This is a genomic window from Nocardioides houyundeii (genome assembly GCF_002865585.1).
Lineage (GTDB): Bacteria > Actinomycetota > Actinomycetes > Propionibacteriales > Nocardioidaceae > Nocardioides > Nocardioides houyundeii.
In genome coordinates, this window is record NZ_CP025581.1 from 546,180 (window position 1) to 561,966 (window position 15,787).

General features: G+C 71.3%; 17 protein-coding genes and 1 tRNA gene. 7 read left to right on the top strand and 11 right to left on the bottom strand.

Translation table 11 applies throughout. The features are described 5' to 3' along the window. Nucleotides 1–4: 4 nt before the first annotated feature. The 7 genes from C0R66_RS02665 to C0R66_RS02695 all read right to left on the bottom strand — a co-directional run bounded on the left by C0R66_RS02665 (nucleotide 5) and on the right by C0R66_RS02695 (nucleotide 5,267). Nucleotides 5–1,243, bottom strand: coding sequence for a sensor histidine kinase (locus C0R66_RS02665; protein WP_101523395.1), 1,239 nt, complete (start codon nucleotides 1,241–1,243; stop codon nucleotides 5–7). Beyond that, nucleotides 1,236–1,949, bottom strand: a complete 714-nt coding sequence (locus tag C0R66_RS02670) for a response regulator transcription factor (RefSeq protein WP_101525998.1) — start codon at nucleotides 1,947–1,949, stop codon at nucleotides 1,236–1,238. The genes C0R66_RS02665 and C0R66_RS02670 overlap by 8 nt, the downstream gene beginning before the upstream one ends. Before the next feature lie 2 nt (nucleotides 1,950–1,951). Next, nucleotides 1,952–2,347, bottom strand: coding sequence for a hypothetical protein (locus C0R66_RS02675; protein ID WP_101523396.1), 396 nt, complete (start codon nucleotides 2,345–2,347; stop codon nucleotides 1,952–1,954). After that, on the bottom strand, nucleotides 2,347–3,264 hold the full coding sequence (locus C0R66_RS02680) for an Ig-like domain-containing protein (RefSeq protein WP_101523397.1): 918 nt from the start codon (nucleotides 3,262–3,264) through the stop codon (nucleotides 2,347–2,349). The genes C0R66_RS02675 and C0R66_RS02680 overlap by 1 nt, the downstream gene beginning before the upstream one ends. 440 nt (nucleotides 3,265–3,704) lie before the next feature. Next, on the bottom strand, nucleotides 3,705–4,316 hold the full coding sequence (locus tag C0R66_RS02685) for a signal peptidase I (RefSeq protein ID WP_101523398.1): 612 nt from the start codon (nucleotides 4,314–4,316) through the stop codon (nucleotides 3,705–3,707). 134 nt (nucleotides 4,317–4,450) lie between these two features. Continuing rightward, the gene (locus C0R66_RS02690; protein ID WP_158647853.1) at nucleotides 4,451–4,864 is read right to left on the bottom strand and encodes a COG1361 family protein; all 414 of its coding nucleotides are present in this window, start codon (nucleotides 4,862–4,864) and stop codon (nucleotides 4,451–4,453) included. Nucleotides 4,865–5,194: 330 nt separating this feature from the next. Continuing rightward, nucleotides 5,195–5,267: transfer RNA gene (locus C0R66_RS02695), tRNA-Lys, on the bottom strand. Nucleotides 5,268–5,589: 322 nt separating this feature from the next. Between C0R66_RS02695 and C0R66_RS02700 the strand changes: the two genes are divergently transcribed. Then, nucleotides 5,590–7,242 (top strand): carboxypeptidase-like regulatory domain-containing protein, encoded by a 1,653-nt coding sequence (locus C0R66_RS02700; RefSeq protein ID WP_158647854.1) that lies wholly within the window; start codon nucleotides 5,590–5,592, stop codon nucleotides 7,240–7,242. 84 nt (nucleotides 7,243–7,326) lie between these two features. Here the strand turns inward: C0R66_RS02700 and C0R66_RS02705 are convergent, their stop codons facing one another. The 4 genes from C0R66_RS02705 to C0R66_RS02720 form a co-directional block, all read right to left on the bottom strand. Next, nucleotides 7,327–7,560 carry a hypothetical protein gene (locus tag C0R66_RS02705; protein WP_101523401.1) on the bottom strand — a complete coding sequence of 78 codons (234 nt, stop codon included), beginning with the start codon at nucleotides 7,558–7,560 and terminating at the stop codon, nucleotides 7,327–7,329. Next, nucleotides 7,536–8,369 carry an AI-2E family transporter gene (locus C0R66_RS02710; RefSeq protein ID WP_158647855.1) on the bottom strand — a complete coding sequence of 278 codons (834 nt, stop codon included), beginning with the start codon at nucleotides 8,367–8,369 and terminating at the stop codon, nucleotides 7,536–7,538. Before C0R66_RS02710 ends, C0R66_RS02705 begins: the two co-directional genes overlap by 25 nt. Nucleotides 8,370–8,561: 192 nt before the next feature. Beyond that, nucleotides 8,562–8,999: a hypothetical protein gene (locus C0R66_RS02715; protein ID WP_101523403.1), complete on the bottom strand. Its 438-nt coding sequence runs from the start codon at nucleotides 8,997–8,999 to the stop codon at nucleotides 8,562–8,564. A 104-nt stretch (nucleotides 9,000–9,103) separates the two neighbouring features. Further along, nucleotides 9,104–10,831 (bottom strand): hypothetical protein, encoded by a 1,728-nt coding sequence (locus C0R66_RS02720; protein ID WP_101523404.1) that lies wholly within the window; start codon nucleotides 10,829–10,831, stop codon nucleotides 9,104–9,106. Nucleotides 10,832–11,224: 393 nt separating this feature from the next. On the opposite strand from C0R66_RS02720, the gene C0R66_RS02725 reads away from it, so the two are divergent. The 6 genes from C0R66_RS02725 (at nucleotide 11,225) to C0R66_RS02745 (ending at nucleotide 15,782) form a co-directional block, all read left to right on the top strand. Then, nucleotides 11,225–11,428 (top strand): cold-shock protein, encoded by a 204-nt coding sequence (locus C0R66_RS02725; RefSeq protein ID WP_068108172.1) that lies wholly within the window; start codon nucleotides 11,225–11,227, stop codon nucleotides 11,426–11,428. A 303-nt stretch (nucleotides 11,429–11,731) separates the two neighbouring features. Continuing rightward, nucleotides 11,732–11,920: a hypothetical protein gene (locus C0R66_RS18540; RefSeq protein ID WP_158647856.1), complete on the top strand. Its 189-nt coding sequence runs from the start codon at nucleotides 11,732–11,734 to the stop codon at nucleotides 11,918–11,920. Nucleotides 11,921–12,041: 121 nt separating this feature from the next. Next, nucleotides 12,042–12,341, top strand: coding sequence for a metal-sensitive transcriptional regulator (locus C0R66_RS02730; RefSeq protein WP_101523405.1), 300 nt, complete (start codon nucleotides 12,042–12,044; stop codon nucleotides 12,339–12,341). A 31-nt stretch (nucleotides 12,342–12,372) separates the two neighbouring features. Then, nucleotides 12,373–12,585: a heavy-metal-associated domain-containing protein gene (locus C0R66_RS02735; protein WP_101523406.1), complete on the top strand. Its 213-nt coding sequence runs from the start codon at nucleotides 12,373–12,375 to the stop codon at nucleotides 12,583–12,585. A 7-nt stretch (nucleotides 12,586–12,592) separates the two neighbouring features. Next, nucleotides 12,593–13,543: a hypothetical protein gene (locus C0R66_RS02740; RefSeq protein ID WP_101523407.1), complete on the top strand. Its 951-nt coding sequence runs from the start codon at nucleotides 12,593–12,595 to the stop codon at nucleotides 13,541–13,543. Continuing rightward, a complete protein-coding gene (locus C0R66_RS02745; RefSeq protein WP_101523408.1) occupies nucleotides 13,533–15,782 on the top strand; it encodes a heavy metal translocating P-type ATPase in 2,250 nt (749 codons plus the stop codon). Before C0R66_RS02740 ends, C0R66_RS02745 begins: the two co-directional genes overlap by 11 nt. Nucleotides 15,783–15,787 lie beyond the last annotated feature (5 nt).

Below are 15,787 nucleotides of genomic sequence, written 5' to 3' on the forward strand. Positions count from 1 at the left end.
AAGGTCAGTCCCCGGGACCGGGGAGCATCAGCACGAACGTCGTGTGCTCGCCCTCGGCGAGCTTGAGGTACCCGCCCATGGAGGTCGCCAGGTCCGAGGCGATGGTCAGCCCCAGCCCGCCCTGGCCGCCGTCCTTGCTGCTGATGCCCCGCTGGAACACCTCGTCGCCGATCGTCCTGATCCCGTCGTCGCTGACCCGGATCTCGACGAACCTCTCCTCGTCACGAGCCTCGACCTGGATCGGGCTGGTGCCGTAGGCGGAGGCGTTCTCGATCAGCACGTCGAGGATCTGCAGCACCGGGCCCGGCACCACCCGGGCCCGAACGGGGCCGCTGTCCACGTGCACGATCTGCAGACCGGCCGCCTCGACCTGGGGCCGCCAACGCGACACCACGTCGGCGACCAGGGCCGACAGGTCGACGTCGACCGCGTCGCCGAGGCGTCGACCCCGGGCCAGTCCGAGCAGCTCGTTGATCGCGCTGCTCAACCGGTCCAGCTCGGGGAGGTAGCTCTCCAGCTCCTTGGCCACCTGCGGCGGGGTCTCGGGCCACAGCGCCAGGTCCTCCAGCTCCAGACGCAGCGCGGTGATGGGGGTACGCAGCTGGTGGGAGGCGTTGGCGGCGAACTCGCGCTCGCGCCGGATCAGGTCGTCGAGCTGGGTGGAGCTGCTGCGCAGTGCGGTGCCGATGGCCTCGGCCTCGGGGATCGAGTAGTGCGGGAAGTGGATGTCGAAGCGCCCGCGCCCCAGGTGGTCGGCCGCGTCCGCCAGCTCGCGGAACGGCCGGGAGAGCCAGCGGGCCAGCAGGAACCCGGTCAGCGCGGCGACCGCGGTGAGGCTCAGCCCGATCAGGATGAGCGGCACCAGCGCTTCGGAGATGCGCTGGTCGACGACGTTCCCCGAGCGGGACAGGGTCACGGACCCCCCGCCGGGCACGGCGCGGGTCTCCACGACGTCCCGCTCGGGGTCCACGGGTGGTCCGGAGGCCACGGTGCTGCCGTCGGCGTCGACGTACGAGACGGTGTCACCGCCGGTGACCAGGCTGCCCAGGTACGCCGGGTCCACCGGCGTCGCGTTCTCGGTGCGCTCCTGGAGCAGCAGCGCCAGCAGGGCGACGGAGCTGGAGACGTCACGACGTTCGTCGCTGCTCACCAGGTCGGCCAGGAGGTAGGCCCGGGGGATCCCGTAGAGGGCGATCATCGCGATGGTCATCCCCACCAGGCTGGCCACCAGGCGGTCACGCACCGGCGCTGTCCTCCAGCCGGAAGCCGACGCCGCGGACCGTGGTCACCTGCGCCGGTGCTCCGGCGTCCTCGAGCTTCTGCCGCAGCCGGCCCACGGTGGCGTCGAGCATCTTCGTCGACCCGTACCAGTTCTCGTCCCACACGTCGCTGATCAGCTGCTCGCGGGTGACCACGGCGCCGCGTGTGGTGTCCAGCAGCGCCAGCACGTCGAACTCCTTCGAGGTGGCCGCCAGCTCGACGTCGCCGATCCAGATGCGCCGCGCCTGTACGTCGATCCGCAGGCCGTCGCGCGTGAGTGCCGGGGCCGCGGGGCCGGCGGCCGGGGCGGTCTCGGCCAGCGCGGTGCTGCGGCGCAGCAGCGCCCGGGCCCGCGCCAGCAGCTCGGCCAGCGCGAACGGCTTGGCGAGGTAGTCGTCGGCGCCGACGTCGAGGCCCACGACCCGGTCGAGCTCTCCGTCCCGGGCGGTCAGGATGATGATGCCGCCGCGATAGCCGGCCTCGCGGGCCCGGCGGCAGACGTCGAGCCCGTCCAGGTCGGGAAGTCCGAGGTCCAGCAGCAGCAGGTCCACCCCGCCGTGGCCGAGTCGCTCCAGCGCCAGGAGCCCTTGGGCCACCCGCTCCACCACATAGCCCTCACGTTCGAGGGTGCGGACCAGGGGAGCGGCGATCTTGTCGTCGTCCTCGACGACCAGGACGTGAGTGGGCACGGTCACAGAGCATACGGCGGCCTTGCCGTGGTCTTGATCACGCGGCGGGCTCGTGCGTCTTGAGCCAGCAGGGCGGGGATCGCGCAGCCCAGGAGCAGCAGCGCCAGGGAGCCGGCCGTCAGCGAGCCGCTCCCGGTGCCGCCGGGCAGACCCAGGGTGAGGTGGAGCAGGGTGCCCAGCACCGCGCCCGCAGCCACCAGGACCGCGCCCAGGTGGGACTCGAAGCAGTTGTGCAGCCCCATCTTGGCCGCGGTGAGGACCGAGATCCCGCCGAGCACCGCCTCCAGCATCTCGTAGGTGGTGCTCGGTGCGTCGAGCGCGCGTGTCAGGAGCAGGAGGGCGATGAGCAGGCACGCCAGCGAGGCGGCGCCGGAGGCCCGGGTGCGGGGGCGCCGCATCAGAACTCCTTGTCCGCAGGCCCGGACTCCTCGACCGAGGTGGTCGCCGACGGTCGGCCCAGCAGGTCGGTCACCGTGCGGGTGGGGGACCACACCATGGTGCCCTCGTTGCTCGCCACCCGCGTCTGGAGGAACGAGGGGCTCTCGTCGAGCACGATGGTCACCACGGTGCGCGGCCTCCCGTCGGGGCCCGTCTCCGTGGAGGCCCGCATGGTCGAGGCCAGGGAGAACCCGGAGTTGACGTAGTTCCACCTGAGGTTGACGCTGCCGAGGTTGGTGCCGGTGACCTCGAGGGAGTCGTTGGTGATGAATCCGGAGCTGAACTTCACCTGCACGCTGCGGGGGCTTCCGTCCCAGCCGGCGACGATGCTGGAGAGGTTGACCTGGCGGTTGAACGTGTAGATAAGCGCGTCCCCGGCCTCGATCCGGCCGACGGTCGCGCCGCCGTTCTGTGCCTGCACGTCGCTGCCGGCCAGCGCCGGGCCGTTGTCGACGAGCCGGTTGGCGACCACGGGGGAGACGGTCTCGTTGCCGGCCCTGTCGGTGGCCACGGCCCGGAAGTCGTAGCGGCCGTCGGTCAGGGCGGCGGTGGGCGTGCTGCAGCTCCACGGTGCGGCGGTCATGGTGCAGAGGTCTCGGTAGGCCGTGGTGCCCGTGGGTGCGTGCTGGAGCACGACCCGGGCAACTCCGGAGGTGGCGTCGGCGACGTTGCCGGCCGAGAAGGTCCGCACCCCGGTGAGGGTGGCGCCCGGGTCGACCATGGTGACGGTGGGAGCGAGGTTGTCCACCGTCGTACGCACGGGGGCGGAGGTGGCCTGGTAGCCGGCCTTGTCGGCCGCGACGGCGCGCAGCGAGTACTGCCCGTCGGCCCGCTCACGGGTGTTCCAGGAGCAGGAGTACGGCGCGCCGGTGGGCACGCACAGCGTCGTCCAGGTGCCGCCCGGGGGAGCTGCTGGACGGTGACTCCTGCGATGCCGGTCTCCCGGTCGGTGGCGGCGGCGACCACCGGCAGCGTGCCCTTGACGAAGACGCCGGGCTCGACCATCGAGACCGTCGGCGGGGTCCAGTCCGCGGCGGCGGTGACGGTCGCGGTCGCCGTGGTGCGCGCGGAGAAGGCCGCGGAGGAGAAGCCCGGGAAGGAGAGGGTCAGGACGGCGCCGAGGGCGACGACGGAGAGGGCGTTGAGGGAGCGGAAGCTCGTCACCTGGTCCTCCTCGGTCGGTGCTGTACGGCGGGTGTCGGCGCGGGTGGCGTGCGACGTGGTCAACGCTAGTGAGCGGCGCGCCACCGGACTTCCACAGCGATGCCTCAGGAGCTCCCCGTTTTGCTACCGGACGGTGCGTGCCTGGGGCGTCGGTCAGGCGGAGAGAAGCTCGGACGCGGGCGGCTCGGCGGCGGGGGCGATCGTCAGGTGCGGGGTCGCCACCTCCTGGCGCTTCCGGGTCGGCAGCAGCGCCTTGATCAGGTCACGCAGCGCCATCAGGGCGATGCCTGCGGCCGGGACGCCGATCAGGTACCTCCGGACCTGGGGGTCCGCCAGTCCGATGAAGGCCCATCCGAGGTGGGGGACCGTGTGGGCCACGACCGGCTGGTTGCCGGCGGGAAGGCTGAACTTCCACGGATCCGGGTCCGGGTTGGCGTCGCCCTGGGTGCGGAAGACGCGGGTGTCGTCCTTGCCGGGGCGGATCTTGGTGATCCGGTGGGTGACCAGGGTGCCGACGCCGCTGTCCGACGGGGGCAGGTAGGTGATGACGTCGCCCACGGCCAGGTCCTCGACCGGGACCTGCCTCTCGAAGGCGACCGACCCCTTCTCGAAGGTCCCCGACATCGAGCCGCCGGTGATGACGTAGCGCTCGTAGCCGAAGAACCCGGGGACGATGTAGGCGGTGCAGCCGACCATGACGGCGATCAGGAGCACGTTGTTGAGCAGCCGCACAGGCCGGCGCAGCGCCTTGGTGACTCGCAACATGTCGTGCTCCTGGGTGTCCTGGGGTCAGCGGGGGGCTCAGCAGTGGTCCGGGGGGTGCGGCGGTGGTCCGGGGTGGCAGGGCGCCCTGGGGCGCCCTGCCTCAACCCTGCTGTGCCACGTCCCCGGAGAGGGGCTTACTGCTGGACGGTGCCGTCGAGCTGAACGGAGTCCCAGGTGTAGACGGCGCCGGCGGTCAGGCCCTGCTGGGTGTCGTCGGCCTTCGCGTCGAGGGAGACGGTGAACTTGTAGGTGGCGGCCGCGCCGGGTGCGAACTCACCGAGGTCGTTCTTGGTGCCGTCGACGAGCCCGCCGAAGGTGCCGGAGTAGACCTGGGTGTTGGAGGTCGTGTTGGTGATGACCAGCTTGAGGTTCTCCGCGGCGAAGGCGTTGGTGGAGGACTGCTCCGTCAGCGTGAACTTGGCGGGCAGCGAGCCGGTGTTGGTGATCGTCAGGGTGCCGTTGCGGGAGTCGCCGGGCTTGACGTCGCCGAGGGTGAAGATCGCCTGGCCGTCCTTGGAGTTGCTGTGCTCCAGGGTGCCGGCGGTCACGGCGCTGATGGTGTTGCCCGTGGTGGAGGTGAAGGTGGCACCCGAGCCCACGGCGATGGCGCCGGCGGCGAGCAGCGTGGCGAGGGGACGAGGACCTTCTTGGTGCGGGCGACGCTCATGACCGGTATCTCCTGGGGTGCTGGGTGGCTGCTCCGCCTGTTGCGGATCCGCCGGGTTGATGACAGAAACGCTACGGAGCCGCGGTCCACAGGATTGCCCCCGGAAGGCCCCCGGTTCTCCCCGATTCGGAACTCTTCGCCTCACCGGGACACAGATCGCCAGGACGTGGCTGAGAAGGAGCGCGGGCAAGGGGTGGGCTGGCGCGTGGGGTGGGCCCCGTGGGACTCGAACCCACAACTAACGGATTAAAAGTCCGCTGCTCTGCCAATTGAGCTAGAGGCCCGGGACATGGGGGCTTGATCCGATGAACCCTCCGGACAATCCCACGACCGCTGCGCCATTCTGTCAGAGGCGGGGCGAGGCAGCGTGCGAGGGGAGATGCCCAGGCGCACCGCCCGGCCGGGCCGGAGCCGGCCGCGCCGGAGGCGCACGGATTCCGCCGTTCCCCAGTCGCGCGCGGCGCTCCGGTGACACCCTTCTCAGGACCGCTGGACGCGCTGGCGGCAACAGACCTGGAGGTCCTGTGCGCTCGTCGCCCCGCAAGCTGCTCGTTGCTTCAACATCGCTCTTCCTCGCCTCGACCGCGACCCTGCTGATCGCCCCCGGTGCATCCGCCGCGCCGCTGGGTTCGATCAGCGGCGCCGTCACCAACCCGCTGGGAGACCCCTTGCAGCCGTCTCGGTGTCGGCCAGCACGGACCAGGGCGAGTACTACTGGGGGAGAGCAACCCCGACGGCACCTACACCATCGACGACCTGCCGGCCGACGACTACGTGGTCGAGTTCGGCGACTGGGCCGACGGCACCCAGGACCTGGCCGGCGAGTACTACGCCAACGTGGCTCGTAGGGCCGACGCGACGCCGGTCCCTGTCCAGGACGGCGTATCCGTCGGGCACATCGACGCCCAGCTCGAGGAGTCGGCCCACATCCAGGGCACCGTCACCGTGCCGGCTGGCTTCTCCCCCGAGGACGTCATCGTCGAGGCGCTCGCCAACGTCGGGCGCGACGACTACACGGAGTGGCAGAACGAGTCGGCCGTCCGCGTCCAGCCTGACGGCACGTACGACGTGACCGGCCTCAACGCCGGCACCTACCGGTTGAAGTTCAGCCACCAGAACCTGGTCGAGGAGTACTACGACGACGTGAACGACGTCGAGCTCGCCCAGGACATCACCGTCGTCGCGGGTGGCGTCGCGGAGGTCGACAACAACGTCGAGCTCGTCGAGGGAGGCAGCATCTCCGGGCACCTGACGGCGACGGAGGGCCTCCCCGGCGTGGACAGCCTGTACATCTACCGGTGGGACGCGCGCACCGAGAGCTGGGACGACTTCGACTGGGCGATGGTGGACGAGGCTGGTGACTACACCTTCGAGAACCTCGCCGACGCCGCCTACCGCATCGGCGTCGAGGACTGGAACGGCGTCTACGCCACCGAGTACTACTCGAACGCGCCGACCGTGGAGCAGGCCGACGACATCGACGTCGTCGATCGTGCCGACGTCGTCCTGGAGGACTTCGAGCTCGATCTCGCCGCGCACGTCACCGGACAGGTGACCGACCCGTGGGGCGACCCGCAGCGCGGCGTCAGCGTGACCGTCTACGACTTGGTCGACGGCGCGTGGCAGCCGCGTCCCCCGGGTGGGGCGTACAGCGCCTACACCGACGAGGACGGTCGCTACGACATCCCGCAGCTGCTGCCCGGGACGTTCCGCCTCGAGTTCGACAGCCGCCTCTCGTACCCGACCGAGTACTACCTCGACGCCGCCACCGTGGAGACCGCCACGGACGTGACCGTCACCGCCGGCAACACCACCGCCGACATCGACGTCAGGCTCGACGAGGAAGAGGACGACTACACACCGCCCCCGACTGAAGAGCCGGCCCCGGCCCCGGCCCCGGTCCCGGCCCCGGCCCCCGCGCCGGCTGCTCCACTGCCCCCGACGCCCACGGCTACCCCGGCGCCCGCTCCGGCCATCGGGATCGGTACGCCGGGTGGCGTCCCGGCCGCGAAGGGCTCTGCCAAGGTCGGCGGCACCCTGAAGGTCGTCGTCGGCACGGTGACGCCGTCGAGCGCCAAGGTGAAGATCCAGTGGTTCGTCAACGGCAAGAAGATCAAGAAGGCCACCAAGGCGAAGTTCAAGATCGTCAAGAAGTACGCCGGCAAGAAGGTCCAGGCGAAGGTCACCGCCACCGCGCCGGGCTACCCGACCCTGGTCACCAAGACCAAGGCCGTGAAGGTCAAGAAGAAGAAGAAGTAGTCAGCTCCCACAGGGCCCCGCCGGACTCGTCCGGCCGGGCCCTGTCGGCATTTCGGCCCGTCGCCCGGGGTTGAGCAGCCAGGGTCACGCTGGTGGCCGTGACTCTGGGATCCCTGCTGCGGACCCGTGGGACGGATCCCGGTTCGCCACCAGGGGCGAGAGCCACCGGCTGGCCGGGTCGGCGTCGACCAGCAGGCACCGGAGGAGGATCGAGAGCGGGACGGCCAGGATGGCGCCGAGCGGGCCGATCACCCCCGCCCAGAAGATCAGGGAGAGGAATGTCAGCGTCGTGGTCAGTCCGACGGAGTTCCCGACCACCCGGGGTGGATCACCGACCCGATGGTGAAGTTCACCGCCAGGTAGACCAGCACCACCGCCAGCATCAGACCCGGGCCGCCCGCGAGCAGCGCGAGGATGGCCGGCGGGACCAGCGAGATTAGGAACCCGATGTGCGGGATGTAGCTGGTGAGGAAGGCCAGCAGTCCCCACAGCAGTGGAGCCGGGACGTCCAACAGCTCCAGGGCGACCGTGTCCAGGACCGCGGCGATGAATCCGAACACCGTGGAGACCAGCAGGTAGCGGCGGGTGTCCCGGGCGAAGGTGCCCAGCGCTGCGACCAGGTCGGGTCGATCCCGGCCCGCAGCGGCCAGCTGGGCGGGGAACGACTTCCCGTCGACGGTCATGAACATCACCAGCGTCAGCAGCAGGACCAGGCCGGAGACCAGCGAGTAGACGTCGGACAGGGCGTCGCTGGCCAGTCCCAGCACCTTGCCCAGGTCGAGGCCGTCGAGCAGGTGCTGGATCTGCTCGGAGGAGACCCCGGCCTGGTCCAGGAGGCCCGCCGCGTCGGAGATCAGCCCGTTGAAGTCGTCCTTGTACTGGGGCAGCAAGGTCGCGAACCGGGCGGTGGCCACCACGAGGGAGAGAGCGAGTGCCATCACCAGGGCGGCCACCAGGACCACGCAGAGCAGGGTCGAGAGCCACCCCCACAGATGGCGGTCGAGCCGGACCCGCAGTGGATGCACGGCGATCGTCAGCACCAGGGCGAGGAAGGCCGGGCCGATGAGGTTCGCGGAGGCGCGCATTCCGGAGATGACCAGGAACGCCGCGGCCAGGCCCAGCAGCACGACCAAGCCTCTGGGCAGCCCGCCTGCCCGACCTGCCGCTGGCTCCTGCGGTGTCGACACGGGACTCCTCCCCGCTCGCCAGCGCTGGGACGTGTGCCCGAGCTGGTCCGGCTCCAGGCCTCTGGTCCGTCGGCGCCGGTGTGGCGGACCCGCTTGGTTTCGACCATACCTCCGGCACTGGGTGCGGGAGTGTCACACCTTGGGTCGCGGCGGGAGGACCAGCGACTTGCCGCTCTTCCTGGTCGCCTTGACCGCCTGCTGCCAGGCGCTCAGGGCGGCGTCGTAGGAAGAGGTGATGCCGGTCGAGGCGGCACTGAGCTCCTGCCAGCTCTCGGTGTTGGCGTAGTTGCAGGCCTGCTTGCACTGCTGGTCGTTGCGCAGCGCGTCCAACGCCTCCGCGACGGCGGCGGCGGCGCTGCCGACGACGTCGACCAGGGTGGTGTGCGTCTGGGTCATGGCCGCCGGCACGGTGAGCGCGGACATCGCGTCGCGGACCGCCTCACGTCGGCTGGCCGCCAGAGACAGGGCCGCGAGGGCCTCGTCGCTGGTGACCTTCTGACTGCCCACCACGGTGGTCCACGAGGAGAGGTCGCGGCGCAGGGTCGCGTAGTTGGCCTGCTGGACCTTCATCGCGTCCCGGTAGGCGTCCAGGCCGCCTCCGGACTGCTGGCGCTCCGCGACGACGGCGTCGTACTGGGCCTGCCAGGCGGCGATGGTGCCGGTGGCCTTGGCGATCAGCGCGTCGACCGCGGCCAGCGCGGACTGGCCGCTGGTGGCCGTCGGGCTGCCGGCCGGCAGGCGCTGCAGGCCGGCCTGGAGGTCGGGCCGAACCTCGGCCCACTCCCGAGCGACTTGCCGTCGATGGTGGCCAGAGGGGTGAGGCGCTCCAGGACGGGGAGGTAGGTGGCGAGCTGGGTGTCCGAGGCGCTCCGGGAGGTGGCGCCCTTGATGACGGTGAGGGTCGTCTTGGCGCTGCTCCCGACCTTGCGCAGCTGGCTGGTGCGCTCCGCCCGGCTGAGCATGCCGAAGAGCCGCTGGAGGGTCTTGTCCAGCGAGGCCGACGCGGCCTGTCCCACCACGTCCTGGACGCCGGTGACCACGGCGCTGGCCGGCAGGGTGGAGGGGTCCTCGCCGAGGCGCTCGACGTCGGCGCGACGATGGGTCAGTGCCGCGACTGCCGCTCGGAGCGGCTCGCGGGTCTGGGTCCATGGGGCGATGTTGTTCTCGCTGAGCTCGGCCAGCGGCGCCCCGGCCTCGGCGACGGCGATCTGCTGGGCGACGGTCCGCTGGGCGGCCTCGGCGACCTCCGAGCTGCGTCGGTCGGCCTCCTGGGAGGCGGACTCCAGCAACGGCAGCGCCCTGGCGTACGCGGCTCCGGCGAGCGCGATCTCCTCCAGCGAGGCGGCGTCGTCGAGCTGCTGGGTCGCGCTGGTGAACTGGCCGTGCGAACGCCCGAAGGCCTCGCGCACCGGGTCGTCCTGGGAGCGCTGGAAGTACCACCCCGCACCGCCCGCGACGAGCAGCACGGCGACGGCCGCGGCGATGACCTTGGTCCAGCCGCGGGACCCGCCCGAGCGATCACGAGAACCCGAGGCCGAGCGCGCACGGGAGGTCGTGGCGATCGGCCCCGGGCCGGTGCTCCGCGCCCAGCTCGGCGTCGGCGGAGCGACGTACGGCGGGCGGGCGGGCCTGGGCTCGCGCTCCGGACCGAGGACCGGCTTGATCACCGGGTCCTCGAGCCCGCTGCGCTGGGGCGGGGTGGGCACGTACGCCGGCCGGGGCTCGCGCTCGGGGCCCTGGATGGGCTTGATCACCGCTGCGTTGCCAGCCGAACGGCGTCCCGACGGGGCGTCGCCGGGCGTCCACGGGACCAGCGGGGCCGGAGGAGCCGAAGGCATGGCGGGCGCTCGCGGCACGGAAGGCACCTCGGGCTCGGGCTCACGGTCCGTCGGCGCCACGAGCGGCTCCCTGCTCGGTTCGCCCGCCGGCTCGGTGGGGGACTCCTCGGCGGGGACCTCCTCGACGGGGGTCTCCTCGACCGGCGGGATGGCGAAGCCGGTGGGCGGCGCGATCCGCAGCTCGGGCTGGGGGTCGGCGACGGGCTCCGGCGCCTCGGAAGCGACGGTGCGCGGGGAGGAGTCGGAGGAGATCAGGCGGAGCCTGGGCACGGGCGTGTGCACGGGCGGGGCTTCGGGGGCGGAGTTGTCAGGTGAGTTGTCAGGGGAGTCCTCGGCGGACTCCTCGGCTGAGTCGTCGGCTGAGTCGTCGGCTGAGTCGTCGGCTGAGTCGTCGGCTGAGTCGTCGGCTGACTCGTGGGAGGCCGTCTCCTGCGAGCCGGGTCCGACCTCGCCCGGCGCGTCGGCCTGCATGGCGCTCCCGCACTCGGGGCAGAACCGGAACTGCGTCGGCACGGGGGTGCTGCAGCGCGTACAGGGCGCGGTGCCCTGCTCGTCGTCGCTCATGTGACTGCCTCGTTCCGGCGAATGGGTGGCACTACCAGTCGCCGCATCATGGCAACGATGTCGTCCCAGTGGGCTGGAATCTTGGAGTTCAGGCAGTTTCGGCACGCGCGAGCCGAGCCGGATCCCTCCACCTGCGCCTCGCAGGCTCCGGTAACGCAATGTTCACGCAGGTATTTGAATTGATCCGTCTCAGGATCTGTTGCTTCCGCGCTTTGTTGGTACTGTTGCTGCTGCAACAGGTGCAAGTTCCAGCAGGTAGACGCCCGCGGAGTTTGTGATCCAACGGCGTTTCTTCTCAGGTGCGATACCCCGGGTCGGAGCGACGTGTCACCGCATCTGATGCGGGGCGGTCGAAGTGACCGCCTCTCGCCCGATAACAGGAGTATCACAGCAATGGCTCAAGGCACCGTGAAGTGGTTCAACGCCGAGAAGGGTTTCGGCTTCATCGCGCAGGAGGACGGCGGCGACGACGTCTTCGTGCACTACTCGGCGATCCAGACGCAGGGCTACAAGTCCCTCGACGAGAACCAGAAGGTCGAGTTCGACGTCACCCAGGGCCCCAAGGGTCCCCAGGCGGAGAACGTTCGCGCCGTCTGATTGACGCCTAGTTGGACGCGCCTGTCCGACGACTCAGTGGCCGAGGCCCCATCCCTGGTGGATGGGGCCTCGGTCCATTTCCGGGCCGCCCCACGCCGCCCCATCCCACCCCCGGGTCGCTCGGCACGGGCCCAATGGCCCTAGGGCCGCTCTAAGCGGCGAGGTATCTTGGTGTCAAGGACCCACTCGGGTGGTGCGGTCCTCCTCATATGGGGGAGATTTGACCATTCGGGTGTTTAGTTGACTCCCGGACGGGCACTGTTGATGACAGATCGGCTGTGTGGGTCCAACGAGGTGGCACACATGACGAAGCAACAAGGAGGCCTTCGCGTGCACGACCAGTTCGATGTCACGCTGGAAGACGGCGACCTCCTGGGCGAGGTAGAGCTCACCACCACGCTGATCATCGCTGCCAGCGAGTCCGAGGGGCCGCTGAGCGCCGAGGAGATCGACCGGCTGCTGGGTGTGTCGCCGGTGCCCCACCAACGCTGATCCCGCTCCATCTCCCCAGACTCCATCTCCCCGAGACCCTGCACCTCACCGGTGCGGGGTCTTCTGTGTGTCTAGGAGCTTCCCACTTGAACGTGATACCCCCACGGGGTATACAAGAGGGGTGACCGAGACCGCGGAGCACCACCACGGCTACATCAAGAGCAAGGACGCCTACCTGGCCCGCCTGCGTCGGATCGAGGGGCAGGCCCGGGGGCTCCAGCGGATGGTCGAGGAGGAGAAGTACTGCATCGACATCCTGACCCAGGTCAGTGCCATGACCAAGGCGCTCCAGGCCGTCAGCCTCGGCCTGCTCGAGGAGCACCTGGGGCACTGCGTCGTGGAGGCCGCCCGAGCCGGCGATGCGGAGGGCCAGGAGAAGGTCGACGAGGTGATGGCAGCCATCACCCGTCTGTTGAAGTGAACGACCCCCACACTTGTCGAGGAGATCGACCATGAGCCAGAGCCACACCCAGAGCTTCACCGTCACCGGCATGACCTGTGCCCACTGCGTCGCATCTGTCACCGAGGAGGTGCGTGAGGTCCCGGGCGTCGAGTCGGTCGAGGTCGTCCTCGACACCGGTGCCCTGACCGTGACCAGCGCCGAGCCCCTCGACCAGGGCGCGATCGCCGCCGCGGTCGAGGAGGCCGGCTACGCCCTGGCATGAGCGCGGCATGAGCACCCCGGTCCGCCTCGCCGCCTTCCTGATCGGGCTGGTCGTCGCCTTCGCGGTGGCCACCGGCATCGGGCGCGCCGTGGGCCCCCTCGACGTCGCGGTGGAGGAGCACTCGACGGACGATGCCGCCCACGGGGACACGTCGACCACGGACGAGGACGGGCACGAGGACGAGGACGGGCACGAGGAGGGGGCCCACCAGTCGGGCCCCGCGGCCGGCAGCACGGTCCCGGGACTGGTGTCGCGCCAGGACGGGTTCGCCCTGCGGCTGGCCTCGCCCGAGGCGCGCGCCGGGAGGCAGGTCCCGCTCTCGTTCACGGTCGAGACCTCGAGCGGTCGACCGCTGCTGGACTACCAGACCGTCCACGAGCGGGACCTGCACCTGATCGTGGTCCGCCGCGACCTCACCGGCTTCCAGCACGTGCACCCCACGCTGGACCGCCGCACGGGGACCTGGTCCACGGCGCTCGACCTGACCCCGGGCACCTGGCGCGTGATCGCCGACTTCACCCCCCAGGGCTGGGACGGCCTCACGCTGGCTGACGACCTCTTCGTGCCGGGCGACTTCCGGCCCGCGCCCGAGCTGGCGGACCGCCGTACCGACAGCGTGGCCGGGTACGACGTCTCCCTGAGGGCCGACGCCGCCCCCGGGGTGGACACGGTGGTCTCGCTCACCGTCCAGCGCGAGGAGCGACCGGTCACCGACCTGAGCCCCTACCTCGGGGCGTCCGGGCACCTGGTCGCGATCCGCAGCGGAGACCTGGGCTACCTGCACGTGCATCCCGAGGAGGGGTCGAGCGGTCCGCGCATCGACTTCGCCACGACCTTCCCCACCGCCGGCGTCTACCGGCTGTTCCTGGACTTCAAGCACCGAGGCGCGGTCCACACCGCCGATTTCACCGTCGTCGCCGGTGGCGCGCCTCAGGAGGCACCCGCACATGACCACTGAGACCCCCACCACCACCGGGGCGACCGCAGCCACCGGGGACGTCGAGCTCGAGATCTCGGGCATGACCTGCGCCTCCTGCGCCAACCGCATCGAGCGCAAGCTCAACAAGCTCGACGGCGTCACCGCCTCGGTGAACTACGCCACCGAGAAGGCCCGCGTGCGGTTCCCCGAGTCCCTGGACCCCGAGGTGCTGCTGGACACCGTGGCCGCCGCCGGCTACTCAGCCACCCTGCCGGCGCCGCCGGCGACCACCACCGACACCGCTCCGGCCGACCGGCGCGACCAGGAGCTGGAGGCGTTGCAGCAGCGGCTGGTCTGGTCGGCGGTGCTCAGCGTGCCGGTGATCGCGCTGGCGATGGTGCCGGCGTGGCAGTTCACCTACTGGCAGTGGGCCTCGCTGGTGCTCGCCGCCCCCGTCGTGGTGTGGGGGGCCTGGCCCTTCCACCGCGCCGCGGCCACCAACCTGCGCCACGGCGCCGCGACGATGGACACCCTGGTCTCCCTGGGGGTGCTGGCCGCCTTCGGCTGGTCGCTCTACGCCCTGTTCCTCGGCACCGCCGGCGAGCCCGGCCTCACCCACCCCTTCGAGCTGACCATCGCGCGGGGCGACGGCTCGATGAACATCTATCTCGAGGCCGCGGCCGGGGTGACCACCTTCCTGCTCGCGGGGCGGTGGTTCGAGAAGCGGGCCAAGCGGCGCAGCGGGGACGCCCTGCGCGCGCTGCTGGAGCTCGGTGCCCGCGACGTGGCACTGCTCCGCGACGGCGTCGAGACCCGGGTACCGGTGGAGCAGCTCGCCGTCGGTCACCAGTTCGTCGTACGGCCGGGGGAGAAGATCGCCACCGACGGGGAGGTCGTCTCCGGCACCTCCGCGGTGGACGCGTCCATGGTGAGCGGGGAGTCGGTGCCGGTCGAGGTCGGCCCCGGGTCCAGCGTGGTCGGCGCCTGCGTCAACGTCGGTGGCCGGCTGGTCGTCCGGGCTACCCGGGTCGGCGCGGACACCCAGCTCGCGCAGATGGCCCGGCTGGTCGAGGACGCCCAGTCCGGCAAGGCCGAGGTCCAGCGTCTCGCGGACCGGATCTCCGGGGTCTTCGTGCCCCTGGTCCTGCTGCTCTCCGCCGCCACGCTGGGGTTCTGGCTCGGCGCCGGGGGCGGCACCACGGCTGCGTTCACCGCTGCCGTGGCGGTGCTGATCGTGGCGTGCCCGTGCGCCCTCGGCCTGGCCACCCCCACCGCGCTGCTCGTCGGCACCGGCCGGGGCGCCCAGCTGGGCATCCTGATCAAGGGCCCCGAGACCCTGGAGTCCACCCGGCGCGTCGACACCGTGGTGCTCGACAAGACCGGCACCGTCACCACCGGCGAGATGTCCCTGGTCTCGGTGGTCGCCGCCCACGGCGAGTCGGCCGCCCAGGTGCAGGCGCTGGCGGCGGCCGTGGAGGCCGGCTCGGAGCACCCGATCGCCCGCGCCGTCGTGGCCGCGACGCCCGGACACCCCGAGGCCGTCGACCACGCGAGCCTGCCCGGGCTGGGTGCCGAGGCGGTGGCTGAGGGGCACTCGGTGGTGGTGGGCCGGCCCGCCCTGCTCGCCGAGCGGGACCAGCCTCTGGGTGCCGACCTGCAGCGGGCCGTCGAGGAGGCCGAGGCCACCGGCGGCACCGCCGTGGCCGTCGGCTGGGACGGCGCCGCCCGGGGCGTGCTCGTGGTCTCCGACACCGTCAAGCCCTCCTCGGCGCAGGCCGTGCAGGCGTTCCGCCGACTGGGCCTGAGGCCGCTGCTGGTCACCGGCGACAACGAGGGCGCCGCCCGGGCGATCGCCGCCCAGGTGGGCATCGACGAGGTGGTCGCCGGGGTGCTGCCGGCCGAGAAGGTCGAGGTGGTCAAGCGCCTGCAGCGCGAGGGCCGGGTGGTCGCCATGGTCGGCGACGGGGTGAACGACGCCCCCGCGCTGGCGCAGGCGGACCTGGGCCTGGCGATGGGCGCCGGCACCGACGTGGCGATCGAGGCCAGCGACCTGACGCTGGTCCGCGACGACCTGATGGCCGCGGTGGACGCCGTACGGCTGTCGCGGCGGACCCTGGCCACGATCAAGGGCAACCTGTTCTGGGCCTTCGCCTACAACGTGGCGGCACTGCCCCTGGCCGCGGCCGGGCTGCTCAACCCCATGCTGGCCGGCGCCGCGATGGCGCTCTCCTCGGTCTTCGTGGTCACCAACAGCCTGCGGCTGCGCTCCTTCCACTGACCTCG

Bases quoted from the DNA above. Each gene is read 5' to 3' on its own strand.
- C0R66_RS02720 (WP_101523404.1), bottom strand. From the start codon at position 10,831: ATGAGCGACGACGAGCAGGGCACCGCGCCCTGTACGCGCTGCAGCACC.
- C0R66_RS18540 (WP_158647856.1), top strand. From the start codon at position 11,732: ATGACGAAGCAACAAGGAGGCCTTCGCGTGCACGACCAGTTCGATGTC.
- C0R66_RS02745 (WP_101523408.1), top strand. From the start codon at position 13,533: ATGACCACTGAGACCCCCACCACCACCGGGGCGACCGCAGCCACCGGG.
- C0R66_RS02725 (WP_068108172.1), top strand. From the start codon at position 11,225: ATGGCTCAAGGCACCGTGAAGTGGTTCAACGCCGAGAAGGGTTTCGGC.
- C0R66_RS02685 (WP_101523398.1), bottom strand. From the start codon at position 4,316: ATGTTGCGAGTCACCAAGGCGCTGCGCCGGCCTGTGCGGCTGCTCAAC.
- C0R66_RS02675 (WP_101523396.1), bottom strand. From the start codon at position 2,347: ATGCGGCGCCCCCGCACCCGGGCCTCCGGCGCCGCCTCGCTGGCGTGC.
- C0R66_RS02715 (WP_101523403.1), bottom strand. From the start codon at position 8,999: ATGAAGGTCCAGCAGGCCAACTACGCGACCCTGCGCCGCGACCTCTCC.
- C0R66_RS02740 (WP_101523407.1), top strand. From the start codon at position 12,593: ATGAGCACCCCGGTCCGCCTCGCCGCCTTCCTGATCGGGCTGGTCGTC.
- C0R66_RS02735 (WP_101523406.1), top strand. From the start codon at position 12,373: ATGAGCCAGAGCCACACCCAGAGCTTCACCGTCACCGGCATGACCTGT.